21 protein-coding genes and 1 pseudogene are annotated in these 19,399 nt (G+C 59.3%); 8 read left to right on the top strand and 14 right to left on the bottom strand.

The genetic code is table 11. The features are described 5' to 3' along the window. Positions 1-168 precede the first annotated feature (168 nt). A complete protein-coding gene (locus S101446_RS06245; protein ID WP_087607916.1) occupies positions 169-1,440 on the bottom strand; it encodes an O-antigen ligase family protein in 1,272 nt (423 codons plus the stop codon). A 189-nt stretch (positions 1,441-1,629) separates the two neighbouring features. Here S101446_RS06245 and S101446_RS18010 point away from each other — a divergent pair, with 189 nt between their 5' ends. Further along, positions 1,630-1,806: a hypothetical protein gene (locus S101446_RS18010; RefSeq protein ID WP_010510944.1), complete on the top strand. Its 177-nt coding sequence runs from the start codon at positions 1,630-1,632 to the stop codon at positions 1,804-1,806. A gap of 687 nt (positions 1,807-2,493) precedes the next feature. Further along, a pseudogene (locus tag S101446_RS06250) lies at positions 2,494-2,691 on the top strand (toxin-antitoxin system HicB family antitoxin); the annotation flags it as partial. Positions 2,692-3,724: 1,033 nt separating this feature from the next. Here the strand turns inward: S101446_RS06250 and S101446_RS06255 are convergent. From S101446_RS06255 to S101446_RS06285, 6 genes are all read right to left on the bottom strand, one after another. Beyond that, positions 3,725-3,925, bottom strand: coding sequence for a hypothetical protein (locus tag S101446_RS06255; protein ID WP_087607917.1), 201 nt, complete (start codon positions 3,923-3,925; stop codon positions 3,725-3,727). 1 nt (position 3,926) lies between these two features. Continuing rightward, positions 3,927-4,289, bottom strand: coding sequence for a hypothetical protein (locus S101446_RS06260; protein ID WP_087607918.1), 363 nt, complete (start codon positions 4,287-4,289; stop codon positions 3,927-3,929). A 392-nt stretch (positions 4,290-4,681) separates the two neighbouring features. Further along, a complete protein-coding gene (locus S101446_RS06270; RefSeq protein WP_087607919.1) occupies positions 4,682-5,032 on the bottom strand; it encodes a hypothetical protein in 351 nt (116 codons plus the stop codon). After that, on the bottom strand, positions 5,029-5,442 hold the full coding sequence (locus S101446_RS06275) for a structural protein (RefSeq protein ID WP_087607920.1): 414 nt from the start codon (positions 5,440-5,442) through the stop codon (positions 5,029-5,031). Before S101446_RS06275 ends, S101446_RS06270 begins: the two co-directional genes overlap by 4 nt. Next, complete coding sequence (locus S101446_RS06280; RefSeq protein ID WP_019087037.1) at positions 5,439-5,831, bottom strand: hypothetical protein; 393 nt, start codon at positions 5,829-5,831, stop codon at positions 5,439-5,441. The genes S101446_RS06275 and S101446_RS06280 overlap by 4 nt, the downstream gene beginning before the upstream one ends. Beyond that, on the bottom strand, positions 5,831-6,124 hold the full coding sequence (locus S101446_RS06285; RefSeq protein ID WP_087607921.1) for a hypothetical protein: 294 nt from the start codon (positions 6,122-6,124) through the stop codon (positions 5,831-5,833). Before S101446_RS06285 ends, S101446_RS06280 begins: the two co-directional genes overlap by 1 nt. Before the next feature lie 160 nt (positions 6,125-6,284). Here S101446_RS06285 and S101446_RS06290 point away from each other — a divergent pair, with 160 nt between their 5' ends. Both S101446_RS06290 and S101446_RS06295 read left to right on the top strand, forming a co-directional pair. Continuing rightward, the gene (locus tag S101446_RS06290; RefSeq protein ID WP_019087035.1) at positions 6,285-6,575 is read left to right on the top strand and encodes a type II toxin-antitoxin system RelE/ParE family toxin; all 291 of its coding nucleotides are present in this window, start codon (positions 6,285-6,287) and stop codon (positions 6,573-6,575) included. After that, positions 6,565-6,864: a HigA family addiction module antitoxin gene (locus S101446_RS06295; RefSeq protein ID WP_026018825.1), complete on the top strand. Its 300-nt coding sequence runs from the start codon at positions 6,565-6,567 to the stop codon at positions 6,862-6,864. Before S101446_RS06290 ends, S101446_RS06295 begins: the two co-directional genes overlap by 11 nt. A gap of 49 nt (positions 6,865-6,913) precedes the next feature. Here S101446_RS06295 and S101446_RS18395 read toward each other — a convergent pair whose 3' ends face one another. Genes S101446_RS18395 through S101446_RS17680 form a run of 3 tightly spaced genes read right to left on the bottom strand, consistent with a single transcriptional unit; the run spans position 6,914 to position 8,422 of the window. Continuing rightward, complete coding sequence (locus S101446_RS18395; protein ID WP_244184555.1) at positions 6,914-7,414, bottom strand: hypothetical protein; 501 nt, start codon at positions 7,412-7,414, stop codon at positions 6,914-6,916. Continuing rightward, entirely contained in the window at positions 7,411-8,205 is a 795-nt protein-coding gene (locus S101446_RS06305; protein WP_208620558.1) for a phage regulatory protein/antirepressor Ant, read from the bottom strand. Before S101446_RS06305 ends, S101446_RS18395 begins: the two co-directional genes overlap by 4 nt. A gap of 13 nt (positions 8,206-8,218) precedes the next feature. Then, on the bottom strand, positions 8,219-8,422 hold the full coding sequence (locus S101446_RS17680) for a hypothetical protein (RefSeq protein WP_157684829.1): 204 nt from the start codon (positions 8,420-8,422) through the stop codon (positions 8,219-8,221). Positions 8,423-8,505: 83 nt separating this feature from the next. Here S101446_RS17680 and S101446_RS06310 point away from each other — a divergent pair, with 83 nt between their 5' ends. The 4 genes from S101446_RS06310 (at position 8,506) to S101446_RS06320 (ending at position 10,941) form a co-directional block, all read left to right on the top strand. Then, a complete protein-coding gene (locus S101446_RS06310) occupies positions 8,506-8,913 on the top strand; it encodes an Arc family DNA-binding protein (RefSeq protein WP_087607922.1) in 408 nt (135 codons plus the stop codon). Between the two features lie 143 nt (positions 8,914-9,056). Further along, positions 9,057-9,464 (top strand): hypothetical protein, encoded by a 408-nt coding sequence (locus S101446_RS18015; protein ID WP_167376404.1) that lies wholly within the window; start codon positions 9,057-9,059, stop codon positions 9,462-9,464. A gap of 57 nt (positions 9,465-9,521) precedes the next feature. Further along, on the top strand, positions 9,522-10,232 hold the full coding sequence (locus S101446_RS06315) for an autoinducer binding domain-containing protein (RefSeq protein ID WP_087607923.1): 711 nt from the start codon (positions 9,522-9,524) through the stop codon (positions 10,230-10,232). Positions 10,233-10,311: 79 nt separating this feature from the next. After that, the gene (locus S101446_RS06320; RefSeq protein WP_087607924.1) at positions 10,312-10,941 is read left to right on the top strand and encodes an acyl-homoserine-lactone synthase; all 630 of its coding nucleotides are present in this window, start codon (positions 10,312-10,314) and stop codon (positions 10,939-10,941) included. Between the two features lie 1,033 nt (positions 10,942-11,974). On the opposite strand, the gene S101446_RS06325 is transcribed toward S101446_RS06320, so the two are convergent. From S101446_RS06325 to S101446_RS06340, 4 genes are read right to left on the bottom strand one after another with little or no spacing between them, the layout of a single operon-like run. Next, entirely contained in the window at positions 11,975-12,214 is a 240-nt protein-coding gene (locus S101446_RS06325) for a hypothetical protein (RefSeq protein WP_087607925.1), read from the bottom strand. Positions 12,215-12,267: 53 nt separating this feature from the next. Further along, on the bottom strand, positions 12,268-14,799 hold the full coding sequence (locus tag S101446_RS06330) for a hypothetical protein (protein WP_087607926.1): 2,532 nt from the start codon (positions 14,797-14,799) through the stop codon (positions 12,268-12,270). Continuing rightward, on the bottom strand, positions 14,792-16,579 hold the full coding sequence (locus S101446_RS06335; RefSeq protein ID WP_087607927.1) for a hypothetical protein: 1,788 nt from the start codon (positions 16,577-16,579) through the stop codon (positions 14,792-14,794). Before S101446_RS06335 ends, S101446_RS06330 begins: the two co-directional genes overlap by 8 nt. Then, positions 16,579-19,398, bottom strand: coding sequence for a transglycosylase SLT domain-containing protein (locus tag S101446_RS06340; RefSeq protein WP_087607928.1), 2,820 nt, complete (start codon positions 19,396-19,398; stop codon positions 16,579-16,581). The genes S101446_RS06335 and S101446_RS06340 overlap by 1 nt, the downstream gene beginning before the upstream one ends. Between the last annotated feature and the right edge of the window lies 1 nt (position 19,399).

Below are 19,399 nucleotides of genomic sequence, written 5' to 3' on the forward strand. Positions count from 1 at the left end.
CGCACGGGACGGCCCCGGACACGTGTCCTCGGAACAACAGGCGAAAACGATAGCGCAGGCTCCCCTAAACTGAATACCGGACGTGGCAGGAAGCCGGCAGGCTGGCCCCCGCTGCCGTTCATCCATGTGCGCCACGGCGCGCACTGTAGTGCGCCATGCCTGCCGGGGCTAGTCCCCGCCATGCACGTATTGCAAACGGGATGCAACCGGGGATACCGCCAGCGCCCATCCCGTAATCATGGACAGCCATCCCGCCGCGGGCTGTGTCAGCAGTGAACTGTTGGACGCCACGGGCCAGAAAACAAGTGTCGCGACAATCGCCGCCATCAGTCGCTGCGGGTCGCGCGTGGGGACGATACCCGTCCAAATGGACACCAGCAGGCAGACAGCCAGCGCAATGAACAGTCCCATGGCGGGTATTCCCCCCATGGTCCCCATCAGCAGGTAATAGTTGTGCGGATGCAGGTTGCAGCCGGTTGCCCCGCCATGCGGTCCCTCGGCCACGCCCAGCCATGGCAGGCCATGGAAATATGCCGGGTCGGGACAGGCATGCCGAAACCCGTCAAACCCCAGACCGAACCACGGGTGCCGCCCGATCATCACACCAGCACGGATGAACAGCATGCCGTAGGGGCTGTCGGCAAACGCATGCATATGCGCGATGAAGTTCACGACCAGCTTGTGATACGCCTGCGGCGCCAGCACCGGCGACAGCGCCACGCCACCCGCCCCCAGCAGCAGCACGGCCACCAGGCCGCCCCGCAGGCGCGGCACCAGCAGGCCGACAATTCCCATCCCCCCCAGCATGAGGAACAGCGGCATGCGCTGCGCCACCAGCACCATGGTCAGCACCAGTCCCAGCAGCATGGCGGTCGCCATGATCCGTCCCCGCGCGCCATCACGCTGTGACAGCCGTATGGCGGTGGGGAACAGTCCTGGCAGCGCCGTCATGAACAGCCCCGATCCCACCCGTGGCGCCCATAGCGGACCCAGCAGTGCGCCATCCGCCCAACGGCCGTAACCCCATATGTTGCGCCCCCATATGTATTGCTGCCAGCACCCCGCGACCAGCCATATGGCAACACCCCCGTAAACCCGCGCCAGCACGGCACGCACCCGCGCACCGGGCAGGATCCATGCCTGCAGGGCCGCGATGAACAGGAAATACCGCCCGAAACATGCGGCCTGCACGATCGCATGGCCGCGCCCCGTTACAATGGAGGACAGGATGATCTGCCCCCACAGCAGCCCCGCCGCGCAGATCCACGGCTGCCGCAACCAGTTCCAGTGCCGGGTCAGGAAACCGTGGGTCACGAACAGTACCGCCACCACCGTCATGACAATTTCAGCAGGTGCCAGCGCATACAGCAGCAGCACCGGCATGGGGATGACAAGGCCGGTTGCAATCCGCCACATCCACTGTTCAACCCGCTGCTTCAACCCGTGCTCTCCCCGTTCATGCACCAGATGGCGGGATGTATCGCAAGATGTACCGGGGACAAAGCCGTAACAGGCCCGTCCTGCACGCCGTATCAACGGAATTGGGGCCGGGAAGATGTATTGCAATTGTAAAATCGGAAAAAGACCCGCATCCTTGTCACTGGCATATGAAAACACGGGAGACAGGGTATGGAAGACGAAGATGGCCTCATAACCGAACGGAAGGTTCTGGTGAACGAGATCCGCGCCGACCTCGAACGCCTGTCTGAAACAGTGGATAACGCACAGACGGTGACGGATGAGATACGCGGCACCATTGCCATGGTGGCAGACAAGATGGATGCCCTGTCCGACCTGATCCGTTAGGGCCTGCCTGCATTCATCATAACCAGATCATGGCGCATGCGGGATGGACCGATCGCTGGATGCAGACTGTTCGGGTCGTCCTCTGTTCCGGTGTGAAGCCTACCACCTGCCCGGACAGTGCAAGGGCCGACATATATGCTAACCTGTCCATGGCGGCCATCCATCCGGCTGCCACGATTACGGGAACCATGCACGTGACTGTCTGGTCCTGACTGGTCTTCCTGTTTACTTGGTTTTTTCCTCGCTCTTTCTGCACCCGGATCACCTGCAGACAATCCGGGTCGGGTGCAAATCAGCGAGGCAATGGCGTCAGTTACCGAAAGACGATACCGTAACCACACGAAACGCAGCGGTTTTTGTGCGTGGTAACATCTAGACGGCGGCGGCAGACCTAGCTAAACAGACGATATGGAGAGGTGGCCGAGCGGTTGAAGGCAGCGGTCTTGAAAATCTCCGCCACTCTCCAATAAAATCCATAAATCGTTTATTATCAAGGCAATAACACGCAGCCATATTCCGCATGTAACGCCCTGTTCCTGCCTTTCCGCACATCAGGTCGGCACAAAAAACGGCACAGCTATCGACGCCGATTACCTGCCATATTCGGCATGATGTGGTTCAGGAAAATCCGGGCCTGCTGTAGTGACAACGGGTGCTTAAATGGCCTGAGAAGAACGGAGCAATGCCATGAACAACACAATGGAAATTGGCGGCAACCGAGCCGTCAGCCAGTTTGACCCGGAAATCGGTATGTTCCGGGGCGAGTTCATTGGCCTGAACGGTGGAGCGGACTTCTACGCGGATAGCGTGGAAGGGCTGCGTAAGGAAGGCGAGACCTCGCTGCGCGTGTTTCTGGAGATATGCGAGGCAAAGAGTCTGTCCCCTGAGCCATAAAATAAAGACTGACGAAATGCTATCGAGCTCATGATCTGTCACAAAGCGGCAGGCGGTTCGGTTCCTGCCGTTTGGATCCGTGGACATAAGGTTTGGAACTAAACCTAGAGCTCAAAAACATTTATACCACAAAATATAGATATCCTCCTTCCAATGAGGAACGGTTAGGGCTATCCAAATTGCAGACATAAAAAAAGAGACGGGATTCGCCCCCCGTCTCTTTTTTATCCGTGGCGATTAAGCCGCCCACGGACTGCTATCTTGTGCTAGCACGGGTGCTATGCCCTGTACAAGGAGTAGGGTCAAGTCGGCTTATATTAAAAATGGAGGCCCCAAGATGGCGGCTCATAAGCCAACCGGTCGCGGACCGGTTTCCCCCAATACCTCTTCCCGCGTGAAAACAGTTGCCGCCAATGTCCTGAATACAGGACGTGCAACATCTGCGCAGGCCAAGACGCTGGCAGCCTCTGTCATGCGTCACGAACCTGCTCACAAGGGACCAAAGAAGTAATCTGCTGTATCGTTGAACGCGGTATATGCATAACGCCATTGGCTTGGGGACGCTCGCTTGTGGCGTCCCCAATGCTAAGTGCAACCACAACGCCAAATGGCGTATCGTGGATCAAATGTCCTACCGTCTGGCAGGCAATCGGATCTGGTTCAGGTATTTCATCTGCCCATTGCCACGCAGATCCCGGCTGCCCACTATCGAGCCATCTCACGATGACTATCGGATAGTCGCTCATTTCTAGCGTCCTTTCCACAAACAAAATAGACGGTGAAGCCAGCGCCAGATCACGGTGCGGGCGGCCCAAGATTATCCCGCACATAGCACTGGTGATCGTGGCGCTCCACGAAGTAGATCACCCACGCCAACGCCGACTGCGCCCCGATAATGCCAAGCGCCGCCCAGATCATTCCATGCGCCCCCGCTGCCAGCAGTCACGCGCGAACGCGATGAGCAGGTAGCCCACCGCGCTTCCTGCCCCCAGCACGAAGCCGAGGGCCAATCCGGAATAGAAGTTCACGACGCCTGAATGGCCGCGTTGTCAGCCTTGCACTTGGCGTAGATCGCCTCGATGTCCGCCGTGGTCGGCCCCGTCCCGCTCTTGGTCTGCTCGACCGCCTGCACGATGGTGGTCCATGCTTCGGGCCCATATTTCTCGATCAGGCCGATGACAGTGGTGGCGCCGCTTACGATGGCGCTCAGTTCTGCTGCATCCATATCAGTTGCTCCCCGTGGTCGTGGTCGCCTGCGCATCGGCCAGCGCGGACTGCAGTCCGGCCAGTGCGCTTTCGGCGGTAGAAACAGTCGTGGTGGTCAGGCTGTCACCTGCGGTGATCGCGTTATCCAGTGTGGTAAGCGGGGTCAGGGCGGCCGCAGCGGCCGCCTTGATCTCAGTCTTGACGGTGGAATTCACATTGCCGCTGGCCAGATAGGCTTCGGCACCGGTGGCGGCTACATGATAGGCGCTCATGGTGTCGTATGCGGCCTTCTGCAGGTTAACCTGCTTGTCGGATGCACATGCCCCGAGGGTGGTCAGCGAGAGGATGGCGGCGCAGGCCGCCAGGCGGGATCGTTTGGTCATGTCGGTTTCCTTACGAGGTCGGCCACGCACCGGGCGTAAAGCACACCCAGGTATTCGTGGCGGTGCAGAGGTAGATTCCGGACGCAGCGAAGATGATCTGCCCCTGTGTTCCGGTCGCTGTTGCCGAAGCTGGTGGTGTCCCGATCTGGACGCTTCCCTCGAACATGCCGGTTACGCCTCCGGTCACTTTCCCGGAATATGTGCTTCCATCCGCAGACAGGTCGGCAGTCTTGTTATTCAGAGCATCCAGACTGCTGGTATGCCCCGACACAGTGCCTTCCAGATCATCCAGCAGCGATGTGAGAGGATCTGTAGCCTGAGAAATGGCCACGGCAGTTTCGCGCTGGGTCCAGTATTTCCCCGCGTCAAACCGGCCTGGCCGCCGGATGGGATTAGGCGTTCCCATTGGCAGACTGCTCTGGCTTGCCTTTTTTGTTCAGGACCGGAATGCCGGCCGAGGCTACGGCCTGCTTGGCAGCGGGTTTGTCCGCCAGCGGCACGCGCACGCCCGACTGCCCGGGCTTGAAGTGGTTTTCCGCCCATCCGATGTTCAGGCCGATGGTGGTCATGAGCTGGTAGGCCACGGCCCACCGGCTACCTGCGTGCGGCGGCGGGATCATTGCCGCGGCGGCCCCGCAGGCGATGATGAACAGGGCTGCATACAGGTCATACTGCGCGGGCACGTATTCCAGCATCATGGCAATGACGGCACCAAATCCGCCGAATTTTGCGGCTGTGTTCATTTGCTGTCTCCGGCAAGAGCCTGGTCGATCTGGTTCAGGCTGATATGGCCCGGCCCGTTCTCCATCAGCGTGATGCCGTAGATCATCTGCCGCATGGTGGCCTGATTGTTCAGGTCCAGCACGGTCGCGGGCTGCACGCCCATCCGGCTGCACAGGACGGCAATATAGGCATTGGTCGCGTTCTCGATGGGCGGGGCATAGACGTCGATGATCGCGGCGATCGTGTCCATCCCGTGCGCAGCGTAGCGCAGCAGCTGGTCACGCAGCGCGCGGATGCCGTCCGCCATGGTGGGGAAGACGGCAAAGCGCGGGTCAGGCACGCCGGTTTCCAGATGCGACCCTGCCTGCCCCACGTAATCGAGGTTGCCGGGATTGTTGTTGCGGATGCCGCGGGGAACGTATGTGCTCATGGCCCATATCCGAACGCGCGCCTGCAGAATGACCATGCCGCATCGCCAATCTGCCCCCAGCCCAGTAGGCCGGTGGCCAGCACGATGAAGGTCATGGTGACCCACGACGTCAGTTTCAGGCCGCCCTCGATGCTGGACAGACGGCCGGATATTTCGGTATCGCGCTCGGCCGCCGTGTCGGACATGGCATCCACACGGGCCATGACTTCGCGCCGGGTCTGGGCGGCGTTATCACTTACCGACCGGGTCAGGTCGCGCCGCAGGTCGGAGAACTGCTGGGAAAGCGTGGCCAGGCCATCGCGCAGGTTATCGTGGCCGCCCTCGACCTTGGCCACGCGTTCACGCACCACGGCCACTTCCTCGGCCGTTGCATAGCGGGGTTCGGTCATCAGTGGGATACCGCCTCACCGGACACACCCGTCCACGCGCTGCCATTCCACAGCACCAGCACGCCAACGCTTCCGCCGCCAATCCGGCAATCAGAACAGAAGGAAGGGACGCCAATCTGCCCCGATGCGGGCAACGTGGCGTATGTAGTGGAAAGCGGAACGCCTATCCCCTGAGACCCCGGCGTCTGCGCACCGAAGTCAAACAGGCCGTGGTCCATGGGGGACGTGGGTACGGCATGCGCCTGCACCGTGACAAGAAGGCTGGCGGCTGCCAGAAGGTGAAAGAAGCGCATGCCGTCCCCGAAACTGAATGGTCAGGATTTCTGGGGTATGGGTGGTTTGTTAGTACGGTGTGGGATGACAGGTGTATTTATGCCCCACATGCCGCAATCCATCAGCGCCAGTGTAAAGCATAACTTGACACCCTCTGCGTAAAGCCATACTTTACTCTCGATGGAAATCGAAAGCATCAGACACAAAGGACTGCGCCGGTTTTTCGAGACAGGTAACCCCAAGGGAATCGTGGGAGATACTGGCCGCCTGCGCAAAATGCTGGCCTTTATCGACGCTGCGGCGTCGCTGGATGAACTTTCGGTTCCACCCAATTACGGCCTGCATGCCCTGTCGGGTGATCGGGCCGGCACATGGTCCATGACCATAACGCGTAACTGGCGCCTGACTTTCCGGGTCAATGACCAGGGCGCGCTGGAAGATATGGATATGGAGGACTATCATGGCACTTAAGATGCACCCGTCCCTCGCCGTAAACGTAGGCGACTGGATCAGGACGGAACTGGTTGAGCCTCATGGCCTGAAGATCAAGGACCTGGCCGAACATTTCGGAGTCTCGCGGCAGGCGCTGAGCGCCCTGCTGAACGGTCGCGCCCACCTATCCGCCGATATGGCGATCCGGTTTGAAAAGGCATTCGGCGTGAAGGCCGATACCCTGATGCGCATGCAGGTGGCGTGGGACATGGCGCAGGCCCGCACGCATGAGGCCGACCTGCATGTGCGGCCCCTCGTCGCAGCATAGCAGTCCGGTTACGTCCCCTCCCCGCACAAACAGGGAGGGAACGTGGCGCCTACCGGCCTAACTGCCGGGTGCGCTCCTGCTTGATCCGCTGCACGTCATTCCACATCTGCATGATGCCATGCGCCGCGGCCCGCAGGCTGCGCTCGCAGTTGTCGGTATTGGCTTTGTCTGGGTGGTGGTAGATGCGGGTGCAGACGGCCAGCGCCTTGCCCAGTTCACCCGCGACTTCATCGGCAGATAGGGGCTGCGCATCTTCAAAGAAATCGGGCTTTTGCGGTGCGAGATCGACCGCCTGCCCCACGTCTTCCGTCCGTATATACCGCCCCAGCACCTTCACCCCGATCAGGACCTGCTTCCCAAACGGATTGACAGCCCGGACCAGCCCGGTGCGCGAGCGGGCCAGGCGTTCCCATTCCGCCGTGGGTTCCAGCCGGGCCACAACGATATTGCCCTTTTCATTGACGATCACGGCCTCGCTGCCCGGCGCAAGGTGGCAGTCATTCGCATCGAACAGGATCAGCTTGCCGCCAAGCTGTATGGCGCCGCTCACGTGGGTGTTGCCCCCGAGCGATGCGCAAAAGGGCGCGGGGTGGCCTTCCGGGCCAGACCGGCCGCCAGCGTGGTGTCATCGCCCGGCACGTCACCAATGATCGTCCGGATCTTCGCCAGCCCCTTCTGCGTAATCATCGGCTGGCCCACGCCTTCGACATACCCGCTCCGCTTGACCTCGACGTTCTTGGACTCCATCAACCCTGCCTTGATCTTATCGGCATAGGCGCACTTGCGGCCGGTGACGCTGTGGATATAGAGCCAGCCGAGTTCGATCAGCCGGTTGATGAACTTCCGCTCCGGCCACCCGCACTGCTGGGCCGCGGAACGCAGGTTATGGACGCCTTCGAGTGATGCCAGTTTCTGCAACGCCCCAGCCTGCGGAGCCAGTTCCGCAATCTCCTGATCCTTGGCCTCAAGCGCCTTCTGCTGTTCAAGGGCCAGCGTCAGGGCTTCGACCATGTTGGTCGGGGCCTTGATAGCTGGTGCCTGCTGGGCTTCCAGTTCCATCCAGCGGCGGACTACCTTCAGGCGAAGGTCGGCACGGTAGCCGAGGATGAGGTTGTAGGTTAGATCCTGCGGAAGATTGTAGCATTCACGCTCCTTGCCTTGAGCGTCTAGATAGGTCGATCCAAACTTGGATCGGCTCTCTCCGACCTGTTCCAACATGGCGCGAATGTCACGCATAACGTGAGCATGTTGCTTGTCCGTCAGTTCTGCGATCTCGCGACTAGACATGGTGACCGCATTTTCGGTGGAAGTCGTGATAGCGAATGTGTTAAAAGCCGACATTGCTGTTTATTCCTTATTCAGCGTGAAAGGCATCGGGCTTGCTTTCCAGGGCGGGGTCCGGTGCCTTTTCTGTTTGCTCGATATGTTGAACGTAGAACTCCAATCCAAACACAACCTCGGCATTGAGGCTGCGTCGGTTTTGGGCGGCCAATCGTTCAATCATCGCCTTCAGACGGGCTGGTGCCCTGACGTGTATTTGTGAGTTTGTATGCGTCATATCTCCGTACCAATTTGGTATATTGATACACCTACCAAAATGGTATCATTGCAGTCAATACCATTTTGGTAGATCAGTAGAGCATGAGCGATCCTGAGAAACAGATTCACGTCAGATTGCCGGAAAGCCTCAAAGCGAAAATTGAGGCCTCAGCCAAATCTTCTGGGCGATCCGTCAATGCAGAAGTCGTACAAAGGCTGGAGAATAGTTTTCTTAGCGCCAGCGACATGATGGAAAGAGAACTCATCGAAGCAGAAGATGAGTTAGTTGCCTCTCTTGAACGTTCCCTACAGCATGTGCAAAAAAGCGTCTCAGAAGCCGAGAAGAAAGCCGAACCCACATCTGAAAAGAAACGCATAAGCGCCCTAGACCGAGCCATCGCTCATCTGGAAATCAGCATGTGGAAGATCGAAGAAAAACGACTTACTCGAGATATTGAGAATATGCGAATTAAAATAGAAAAAGAAAAATCTAAACGGAAAATTAAGTAATATTCTAAATTTTACTTTTAAAAATAAAGCAGATCATATCAGCCTATCGGCTATTTGATCCACAATCACATAAAACAGATCAAATCAGACAGCACAAGCCACCCGAAGGCAGGATACTATCCGGAGTGCGAAAAGGGGCCATCATGCAAGAAAAGATCCTGACTGGCCAAAGCGGCAAAGAATATCGCTTCATTGCGATAGACCCCAAAGATGCTCCAGACAGGGCATGCCTGTTCCTGGTTCAGGACACGCAACCCAACTCTTCATCTGACCAAATGTATATTGCCCATGCCCGCCATGGCAGAGGATGGGTGAAGTTTTACGGGGAAGCTCCGAATGGTCTAACCCCATTCAATCGCATCTTTTTATATGCTGGCATGAGTGGAGATTTGACTATTCCGTTCGGAGATATTCTGGATGGAGGAACCGAATGCGTGCTGGGATATAAAATGCCACATGGAAGAGCGTGCCCGGGAGGGCTGACAGCAAAAAGCTGCCCGGGAGACAACTTGGCTTCAGACGACGATCGCCACCATAAATCTATAGAATAAATATATCATATAATTTAGGCTTACTATTGGATGGCACTGGAGGCAGGCGCGGCATAGATGGTGGGCTGGACGATTGACCTCCTGGCGAAACTACATGACCTTGAGAACGCAGCCACTAAACACGATCTACTATCCATCTATCTTGATGCCGTCCTGTCAGTCGGGAATGTCCACGTAACTATTGTGGAATTGAACAGGATTGAAGACCCTAAAGAAAATTTTATACACGTTGGATATCCAACGGAATGGGTCAATTTCTATATTGAGAACAATTACATCGTCTCTGACCCGATAATAAAAAAATCCAGATTCATGAGCCACCCCTATTTCTGGCACGAAATCAGGAACATTAACAAATCCGAAAAAAAGATAATAAGGGACGTATCTGAATTTGGCATAAAAAAGGGACTGACAATACCGGTCCATACGCACGACAGATTAATTTACGCCATTTGTTTTGCATTTACAGATAAAAACGTAGATCAGGAAATTGAGCTTTATTTGCGCGCCCTATCCAATTTCTTCATTGCCGGTTATAAAAAATTGGATGAACCGGCGGATATGTCGCCCCCCATTCTTACCCCCCGCGAAAAGGAATGTCTGAGATGGACAGCCAAGGGCAAAAGCTCATGGGAAACCGGGATGATTGTTGGCGTCAGTGAGCGCACTGTTAACTTTCACATCAACAATGCCTTGCTGAAGCTGAAATGTACGAATCGTATCATGGGTGTGGTGCGGGCTATCTGTGCCGGCCTGATTGAACTGTGAAACCTGTCAGGTCTGACAGGTAACCCGGCCGTCAGTTTTCGTGAATGATCCTCTCATCCAACAGGAAGAGAGTAGATCCATGATCGAAGTCGTAACCGTTGAAAATGCCCACTGGTGCGGAACTGCTCTCGCTGAGCAGTTCAAGTTTCGCTACCGCCATTTTGTGGCCAATGAGCAGTGGGAAGTCCCCTTCTACAAGGGTATGGAATACGACCAGTTCGACACACCTGCTGCTGTCTACCTTGTATGGCGCGATGTCGCAGGTGTTGTGCGGGGCATGATCCGTCTGCTGCCAACGAACCGGCCTTACATGCTGGAAACACTCTGGCCCGATATGATGCCCGATCCGATTGTTCCACCTGGTCCGACGGTCTGGGAAATCACCCGGTTTGGCGTTGAGCGCAATCTGTCCCTCTCCCTGCGCAAGCAGATATCAGCCGAACTGATTCTGGCATGCATCGAATTTTCAGTGCTGAATGACATTCACACCTATCTGTTTCTGACAGCGTGGGGTGTTCTCAAGCGGATTGTACCTGGCGCTGGCGTGGACGCTCAGATCCATAGCAGGAAGACACTTCCTTCCGGCCATGATGTCGCCTCTGCCGTTGTGCCGGTTTCCCAGGCCGTGCTGGATAAGGCCCGGGCCAAGCTGAATATCCATTACGCCGTTCTCGATAACAACAGCATTGAGCAACAGCATGCAGCATAGGCAGCAGAACGAAGACATGGAAAAAAAAGCAGAAAACATCAAAAGCGCATTATCGTTCTTGCGGTCAGAAGCAAGAAAATGCGGCCTTTTGCAAACGGAGAACTCGCTCTCCATCGCAGAAATAATCATCAATATGGAAACAGAAAAATAAAACACAAGAGGACCAGAACTTTGTTCTACCGCGAAGGAGATATAGAATACCTAGCCCAACAACTATTCTCTCAGCACTATCCCTTTCGAAAGTGGGACGACCGACCCGATTCTATATCGGGAGGCCCCACGCAAGAAGAAAAAGATAAATTCAAGGATATCGCACGTCAGCAATTATCAGGCTGGCACCCGGTGTAATTCAGGCTGCCCACCGGCGCGGCACGGTAGCGGCTGGATGTAGCAGCGGAGTAGCCACTCCCCCTTCTCCTGCGCGGCCAATAATGCCATCCTTCCCACGACGCGCCGTGACACGGTGTAATTCTCCCAGCCGTAGGACGGTCTGCGGACCGGATCGCCATGCAGGGTTACCGGGAGGCCCTGCCGGTGCGTTACCCTCCCCTTAAAAAATTCCTTATTCCCCTGATACAAAATGAGATTATCCAGACACGCATCGGATACGTGCGCCAGTTAAGACTCCCTCTCATCTGAAGGGAGGTCGGCATGATCAAGAAAATCGTCTTTCTGGCGCTGGCGATGCTGGCGGCCGCAGTGACCAGCTATCCCACGATCACCAATGCACATCGGGTCGTTGGGCCAGCTTCCCTTTTTGACCAGCGGTGAGGTGCGTTGACCCGACTCCTGCCGGTTGTGAAGGATTATTCTCCGTTATTGGAGATCAAGATGCCAATTTATAAATCGCTGCACCATTTTACACAAAGCATGCATCGGAACTTTGATGTCACCACCGCACATGCGCCCGGACATAAAGCCCCTGATGCCGGTATTTACCGATGCACAGGGCGCGGACACGAAATTGGTCTGGCAAAGGATCATGTCCTACCACCGCAGAACCATCATCAGCACGCACTGCGGGATGGCCCCATCAGGTGGCAGCTTGTGGCAGCGGCGATTGAGAAGGGTTCCCCATAGAATAATCAATGATCCGCCTGACCGATAGGGGCGGATCATAAAACCCGACATTCGGGAAATGCTGCCACATGACCGGGGCGAGATCAGCAACGGCGCGCGCCACTACAACCAGTTTTCCGGGGTCGATATTGCTGCCCATGAAGTCACAGACCGCTTTTACATCGGGGTCCATTTCGACAACCAGTTTATCCATAATGCCCTCCACATGAGGACTCTACCGCGCAGTAGGGTATCTGTACAACGGGCTTACCGTCCTGCCATTGCCTGATAAGGATTCCACGTAGGCGACAACCAGAACTTCTGGCCCTGGTTCTGCTGGATGCCCAGTTCGTAGCGTCTGAGGTATCCGGGGTTCATCATCTCCTGCAGGCGGTAGAACACCAGGTAATCGAGGGCGGCGCGGGTATAGAACAGGTTGCCGAAGGGCAGTTCCCACCGGGCTTCCTGCAGCAGATTCATCTCGAATGTCTTGCCCTTTGGGGCATCGGCGCTGCCCAGCGCCATGTCGCGGCTGTTGGCGAACATCTTGAACAGGCTGCTAGCGTCCGAGAATGTCGGCCCTGCCAGCGTCTCAAGGAACGAATTTCCCATGCGGCTCTGTTCACCGAACAGGAAATCACCGTAGATCCCTGCCCCGCCGCCCTGTTGCATGGCAGCCAGAACCGTGCGCCAGTCGGCCGGGTTGCGCGACTCCTTACCTACGGCCATCGCCTTCAGGCTCATGGCCACGTAGCCCAGCACCGTTGTCGCCACGATCAGGTGCGCGATGCCCGCCACGTCCGCGCCGTCGCGCGTAACCTCCCTGCCCCACACGCGGCGGATGTGCGTCAGTGGGAAGGACTTGAACTGCATCAGCATGCGCATGGCCTGCCCCAGAACCGGGTTCACACGGTCAGCGGCGGCGTAACTGCCCTGCATGAAGGCCTGCGTGCGCGGGTCGATTTCGGTCATGCCCTCACGCACCTGGTCGATGATATAGGAGGACAGTTTGGACTGCAGTTCGTTGCGGGCTTCATCGTGGGTGATGGTGTCGCGCAGCAGGGGTTTCAGGTCATCCTCGGTCAGGTGGTCAAGTTCGGCTGGCAGGATGTGCATGTTGCCATCTGCCGCCTCCTTCGCTGTGCCGCGCAGGACATTCCATTCATCCTCGCCTATGCCGTAGCGCGTCAGGGACTGCCGCAGCTTGGGGTGCAGGGCGTCGAAGTCCTTGCCCGCGTTCCGGCCAAGGTTGTGGGTCAGCATGGTGCCAAACCCTTCCTTCATGGCGTCGGTCCAGTATTGCAGGCCGTTCAGCCGGTGGAAGAACTGCACCGTGCGGCCCATCTTGCCCAGCGGGCCGTCCTCGCCATGGAAGCGTGTCATGATCGCGCCCAGCGTGCCATCAATCCCCACGCCCATCATGTGTGCGATCTGGCGCCGGTTGCGCGTGCCCTTGCTCAGTGCACCTGGCACGACGCTTTTCAGCGCGTTCATGTAGCTTTCCAGCAGCGGGATACCGTTGTGCCGGGCAACCGAGGCCGTGACCGCGATATCGGGCAGCGAGGACAGCACCACGCCGCCCAGCTTGGTGATGGCCTGATACGACCGCAGGTAGGCCCCGATGGCGGCAATGGTCTTGTTCTGCGGTGCGGCGGCGCGACCCGTCACCACATCGACCAGCGCGCCATCCTTCAATGCCCGCAGGCGATCCACCGTCTTGAAGTCGTTCCGATCCTTGGCGGCAGATATGGCCCGGTCGGCCACGTGGTCGAACATGGCGCGCGGATTGGTGCCCAGCGTGCGCATGACGGCGGCGTTGCGCGCGCCGCGCTCCATGCCCTGCATCACGCTGTCCAGCACATTGCCCTGCCCGAACTGCTCGTTATAGGCCAGCCAATCATCGGCGGATTTGAAGATCAGGCTGCGTTCCTGGCTGGCGCTCTTGGCGGCATTGGCCGGGCCCTTGAAGCCGGACAACCAATCCGAGCCGTTGGCGCTTTCATGCACGCCGGACGCCAGCGCCTGCCATGTGGCACGCAGGTAGTGTTCCTCGCTGGTGTCAGCGTCCAGCCGGTCAAACGTGCGCGGGTCCAGCTTGGGCAGGATGCTGTCACGCCATGCGCGGTAATCTTCCTCGCCGCCATTGCCCCGGATCTTCCACATGTCGTGGCTCTGGCGGGTGATGTAATGTTCCTGCTTGCCGATCCATGCCCCGGCCTCGTTCTGCAGGGCACGGACCTTTTCCTGATGGCGGTGCAGGACTTCGGCGGCCTGTCGAGCGTGTTCATTGCCGGTGACTTCGCCCGATGCCGGGTCATCCAGCCGCCACATCTCACGCGCGATGTCACGGTCAAAGTCATGGTTTCGCCGCGTCACGGCCTTGAGCAGCCCGGCGCGGTCGAGGTCGGTCACCAGCGGCCCCATCACATCCGCCACCAGCGCGTGCGTTGTGGCCGCGACCGACAGGGCGGCGCCACGCTGGGTATTTTCACGCCCGGCGATGATGCCTTCCAACGCCTGCGCTTCCTCGCCTTCGGTCAGCCGGGCCATGATCTCGGACCGACGGGCAAGGTTGATCTTCTGGTTGCGTTCCTCGATCAGGGAGGCAATGCGACGCTCCATGCCAAGCTGCCGCCCGGCCTCGCGCGCGGCATCCTGCGGCGACATGCCTTCGCTCATCAACCGGTCCATGCGGCGCTGCGTGCTGGCGAATACCTCATGCAGTTCATCTTCGGACAGGGTCCGGCCCGCCGCGCGCGCAGCGGTCTCGAAACAGTGGCGATAGGATCCGTCAACCATTCTTCATTTTCCCGATCATGCAGCCTGCGGCGGCTTCATACGCGCGGGCATCGCCTTCGGCGCGCTGTGTCTGTTCGTGGATATCATCCAGCGCCTTGCGGTCATCATCCGTCATGCCTTCGAGCATAGTCGTCTTTCCCTCAGCATCCGTGGTCATGCCGAGGCGGCGGTTGGCGTCATCCACGGCGGCACGGGCCTGCGCCAGTTCGTCATCTGCCGTGCCGCCCGTGACCGGCGGGGCGGCAGCTTCGGTCTGGTCAACCGAGCGGCGGGAGGATGTTATGTCCGGCGTGTCCTCAAGAATCTTGCGGTGGGACGCATCGGTCAGTATGCTGGCGGCACTCTGGACCCTATCGCTCCCCACCGCTGGCGTACCAGACATTACGCGCGCAGCGGCTTGCGAGGGGGCTTTCTGTCTGGTTGGAAGTGTGTCGGGGTGGCGATCCGACTGCCAGAGCAATTCCCTTTTCCCAAGATATTTCTTCTTGAACGGCGCGACCGTTCCGACCCGATAGCGACCGTTTTCTTCCTGCAGGTGGATTACACCCGCGTCATGCTTATTGCTGGCCGCATCCTCTGCGTGCCGGACAAAGAAGAATGATCCATTATTCTGGTCCCGCCGGATTTCATCCGGATGCGCCAGAATATCGCGCACGTAGCTTTCCGCGTCAGGATAGCCCTGCGCCCTGATCTGCGGCGCGTGTCGGGCTTCAACATGGATACGGCCCACACCGCCGCCTGTGCTGAAATCGTGCCAGCCTTCCTCCATCTCGATCGGCAGAGAGGGGTGGCCTGTAATGCCTTCGGGGAAGGTACCCACCTGCACGGGCGCGTCTAGCGGCGTGCCCGGCACATCTTCGGGCCGCGTCGGTGGCCATGGCTGGTTGCCCATATCCTGCGCCTGATCCTGCGCCAGTGTGGGCGCTTCCTGCCCCGCCCCTTCGGGATCGATCGCATCCGTCAGTTCGCCCACCACGTTGGGGCGGTCCTGTGCCAGGGCGGCTATGGCTTCGTTGGTCGCGACGTTCCGCGCCTCGGGCGACAGACTTTCCATCCGGTCGGATACCGGGTTGGTCATGTCATCCAGCGTGGGGGCAGCGTCCTTGGTCGGCTGGGCCTTTTCCAGTTCGCGCGCCGGGACCGCCATGTGCATGCCGCCACCGAGCAGACCACCAAACGCGACATTGGTCAGCGCCTGCCCCATGGTCCAGTCGTTATGTTCGTCCTGCGAGATGCCATAATTCAACGGTTCCAGCGCCGCCTGCCCGGCCATGCCCTGCGTGGCCCCGGCCAGACCGCGGGTTGCCAGACCGCTATCGATCCCGAACCGGCCAAGGATGGACGCTGCTCGAGCTTCGCCCATGCCAGGCACGAAGGCCGAGGCGACGTTCAGCGGGTCAAGGAACTGTGGCAGCAGGCCGCCACCAATCCGGGCCGTGCCGCCCAGTATGCCGCCCGGGCCGCTAGACATGGTGGCCTGACGGACGGCCTGCGCGTGCTTCTGCTGGTACAGATCATTGGCCAGTGCATCAGACACCGGCGCACTGAACTTCAGGCCCGGCGCCTGATACCGGCTGTTGGCCTGATCGGCTGTCAGCATGTTGGGATCAAGCGATTCGGCCCGATGACGCACCCAGTCTGAGATGCCTATGACGGGCGTATCGTGAATGCCTTCCGATACTGCTGCGCCAAGGGTCTGCCCCAGTGTGGACTGCATGTTGTCCGTGCCCTGCTGCTGGACGGACGCGGCCTCGATCGGATCGCCACTGATGAACGGCATCAGCCCAGCCCCCCTGACTGTACGGTGTTCAGTGACCCCAGATGCGACGCGGACGTACCGCCCTTGCCATACTGGCCGGATCGCATGCCATCGAACGTGACGGTCACCGGGCGGCCGTCCTTGCGGCGCATGACATACGGCGTGGCCCCGTTGCGCGGCGGGATGACCAGCACGAGGCCGCTTTCATCATTGTTGGGCACCCACTGACCATCTGAGCGCGCGGCGCTGATGCCGAAATCCTTGCGATCCTGATCGCTCAGGCCCGGCGCACTACCGGGGATCGGCGCAAGATCGGATGGCCTGAGCGATGACAGGACACTGGCGGTAGCGGTGCGCGCGGCAGGCAGCATCCCCTTGGGCACGCGCATGCTGCCCGATATGTCGTATTTGCTGTTGATTACGCCATCAACCGCGTTAGTCAGGGCCGTGCTGCTATCCTGACCATGGGCGATGTAGTAGAGCGCCAGCCGTTTGGTCGCGTCGTGCACGGTGCGATACAGCGCATCGCCGCCGCTGCTGTTGACCGTGGTGGCGCGGAAGGCGGCAAGCTGGTCCTCGACCGGATCATCGCCGCCCTTGGGCAGGATATTGCTGGCCGCCTGTCCTGCTGCCTCCTGCAACTGCGGCAGGGTGCCTGCCTGCAGGGCGCGCTGGAAATCGGCGCGGACCATGGTCTGGTCTGCCGTGTCCATGTTCGCCAGCACCTGATAATCGGGAGGCAGTTTCCCGTATTGGACCAATTCGCCAAATGCCCTTGGCCATTGCTGGCCGTACTGACGGGCGACAGTATCCATGGTCTGGCCGATATCTTCCTTGGCCGGATCAGCACTGGAAATCTGCTGCGACAGCGCCTTGACCTGATCGTTGGTCAGGATGCGTGGCGTCTGGTTGGGCGCAAGGTAGCGCTGCATGGCCATGCTCTGCACGGCATAAGCCTGCTGCGCCTGCACCACCTGCGCCGGGTCGCCTGACTGCTGTGCTGCCTGCTGCATGCCGGGTGCGCTGGCGACATAGGTGGCCGGGTCTTTCTTCATTGCCTCCATGCGCTGGGTGATGACGGCGTTGCGCATGTTCGCCACCTGCACCCGCTTCTGGTAACTGCCGATATCCTCGCCATTGCGCATGGCGTCGGTGTCGCGCTGCATGGCTGCGGCCACCTGATCGGGCTGCGCGAAACGCAGGGCATTGGCTTCATCTGCGCCCTGCCGCATCACCTGCAGGCCCTGGATGGTACGCTCTGCCTGCTCGGGTTCCTGCAACTGCCGGATCTGGGCTTCGGGGATATCGTTGGTCGTGTTGCCGTGGGCGTAGGCCGCACCGAGGTCTTTCAGACTGTCAGCCAGTTGCCCGCGTTGGGTTGCTGTCGTGGCTTCCCAGATGGATTTGTCACGGCTGAGTAGCGAATAGGCGTATGTCTTGGCCTCGTCCGCGATGGGCAGTTTCGATATGGCGACCTCGCGCGCGGTCCAGTCGGGTGCGGTGTGGGATGGCGGATCATTGGGCGCAATCTGTGCAGCGCTGGCGCGGGAGACGTAATTGCGGGTTTCGTCAAACGGGATGGCCGCCACGAAATCCGCATCACTGATGGCACCAGTGCGCGGGTCGCCGTTCTGCTTGATCCACTTGTCCACGTTGCCCGGTCCGGCATTGTAGGCCGCGCAGGCAAGTGTCTGGTTGCCGCCGTACTTCTGGCAAAGCTGGTTGAAGAACGCCTGCCCCAGTGCCTGATTGTAATTGCCATCGGTACGGAAACGGTTTTCATCCCAGCCAATGCCGGTCTGCTGCGCGATAGCCTTGGCTGTGGCGGGCATAAGCTGCGCTTTGCCGACCGCGCCCGCGCTGGATGTAAGGGGTGCACCCTTGGCGTCCGTTTGCTGGCCGCCGCTTTCCAGATGGATCATGGCGGCGAATGTCGCGTCTGGATCGGTGCCCTGCGGGATTGCTGCGGCCTGTGTTTCCGGCTCGCCCGACACTGCGTGATAGCCCATCGTGCCCTGCTGGCGGTACAGGTGCGGCCGGTTCTGCTCGGACGCCTGTGCATAGGCCGGGGCAGACATGTGCCCCCGGTTGGCGTCCAGGATGCTCTGCGCCTTTATCGCATCGTTGTTATTGGTCGCGGACTGGGCGGCCTGTGTGAAGAACTGGTCGTTCCACTGCTGCAGCTTGGCCTGCGCTATGGGGCTGTCCATCGGCACGCCCTGCAGCGCAAGACGCGCTTGCAGCAGGTCGCGGCCTGTGTTGATCGCACTGCCAAATGCAGCCGGATTGTCCAGATTGGCAGCGCCCGTGTTGGCCGCGTTAGTCAGGCTGTCTTTCAGCACATCATCCTGATATGCCTGCCGCTGGCGGCCGGCATGCTCATACATGGCATTGAATGCGCCGGTCTGGAACTGCGTGCTGGCCTGCTGGAAGGCGCGGGCCTGATTGGCATTCATGCCCTGCATCAGGCTTTGGCGGTAGGTGTTGATGCCCTGCGTAGCCTGACCAAGGCTGTCCACGGCCGCCTTGCCCTGCGTGCCGAAATAGCCTGCGGCCTCTGGCGTGCCTTCTTCCGCGTTCGGGTCGCCATACTGCGCAGTCCGGACATGGGCCTGAAAATTGTTCATGGCCGCGCTGACTGCGGTCAGGTTGTCTTCCTGCGCATGCCGCTGGGCCATCTGGCCGAGGCTTTCGGATGCCTGGTTCATCCCCTCGCCTATGCGGGAGAACCCTTCAGCGATGTTGCTGCCGAACGCGCCGGGCTTGGCATTGGCCTCAAGGTATCCGTTGGGGATTTCGCTGGGCAGTTCGCTGCCGGGTGTGAAGATCGGATCAGCCATC

The organism is Komagataeibacter europaeus, from assembly GCF_002173515.1.
Classification (GTDB): domain Bacteria; phylum Pseudomonadota; class Alphaproteobacteria; order Acetobacterales; family Acetobacteraceae; genus Komagataeibacter; species Komagataeibacter europaeus.

Bases quoted from the DNA above. Each gene is read 5' to 3' on its own strand.
- S101446_RS06315 (WP_087607923.1), top strand. From the start codon at position 9,522: ATGGTGGGCTGGACGATTGACCTCCTGGCGAAACTACATGACCTTGAG.
- S101446_RS06290 (WP_019087035.1), top strand. From the start codon at position 6,285: ATGGAAATCGAAAGCATCAGACACAAAGGACTGCGCCGGTTTTTCGAG.
- S101446_RS06280 (WP_019087037.1), bottom strand. From the start codon at position 5,831: ATGACCGAACCCCGCTATGCAACGGCCGAGGAAGTGGCCGTGGTGCGT.
- S101446_RS06285 (WP_087607921.1), bottom strand. From the start codon at position 6,124: ATGCGCTTCTTTCACCTTCTGGCAGCCGCCAGCCTTCTTGTCACGGTG.
- S101446_RS06330 (WP_087607926.1), bottom strand. From the start codon at position 14,799: ATGGTTGACGGATCCTATCGCCACTGTTTCGAGACCGCTGCGCGCGCG.
- S101446_RS06320 (WP_087607924.1), top strand. From the start codon at position 10,312: ATGATCGAAGTCGTAACCGTTGAAAATGCCCACTGGTGCGGAACTGCT.
- S101446_RS06325 (WP_087607925.1), bottom strand. From the start codon at position 12,214: ATGGATAAACTGGTTGTCGAAATGGACCCCGATGTAAAAGCGGTCTGT.
- S101446_RS06340 (WP_087607928.1), bottom strand. From the start codon at position 19,398: ATGGCTGATCCGATCTTCACACCCGGCAGCGAACTGCCCAGCGAAATC.
- S101446_RS06255 (WP_087607917.1), bottom strand. From the start codon at position 3,925: ATGGATGCAGCAGAACTGAGCGCCATCGTAAGCGGCGCCACCACTGTC.
- S101446_RS06295 (WP_026018825.1), top strand. From the start codon at position 6,565: ATGGCACTTAAGATGCACCCGTCCCTCGCCGTAAACGTAGGCGACTGG.
- S101446_RS06310 (WP_087607922.1), top strand. From the start codon at position 8,506: ATGAGCGATCCTGAGAAACAGATTCACGTCAGATTGCCGGAAAGCCTC.
- S101446_RS06260 (WP_087607918.1), bottom strand. From the start codon at position 4,289: ATGACCAAACGATCCCGCCTGGCGGCCTGCGCCGCCATCCTCTCGCTG.
- S101446_RS06305 (WP_208620558.1), bottom strand. From the start codon at position 8,205: ATGTCGGCTTTTAACACATTCGCTATCACGACTTCCACCGAAAATGCG.
- S101446_RS06270 (WP_087607919.1), bottom strand. From the start codon at position 5,032: ATGAACACAGCCGCAAAATTCGGCGGATTTGGTGCCGTCATTGCCATG.
- S101446_RS18015 (WP_167376404.1), top strand. From the start codon at position 9,057: ATGCAAGAAAAGATCCTGACTGGCCAAAGCGGCAAAGAATATCGCTTC.
- S101446_RS18010 (WP_010510944.1), top strand. From the start codon at position 1,630: ATGGAAGACGAAGATGGCCTCATAACCGAACGGAAGGTTCTGGTGAAC.
- S101446_RS06275 (WP_087607920.1), bottom strand. From the start codon at position 5,442: ATGAGCACATACGTTCCCCGCGGCATCCGCAACAACAATCCCGGCAAC.
- S101446_RS17680 (WP_157684829.1), bottom strand. From the start codon at position 8,422: ATGACGCATACAAACTCACAAATACACGTCAGGGCACCAGCCCGTCTG.
- S101446_RS06335 (WP_087607927.1), bottom strand. From the start codon at position 16,579: ATGCCGTTCATCAGTGGCGATCCGATCGAGGCCGCGTCCGTCCAGCAG.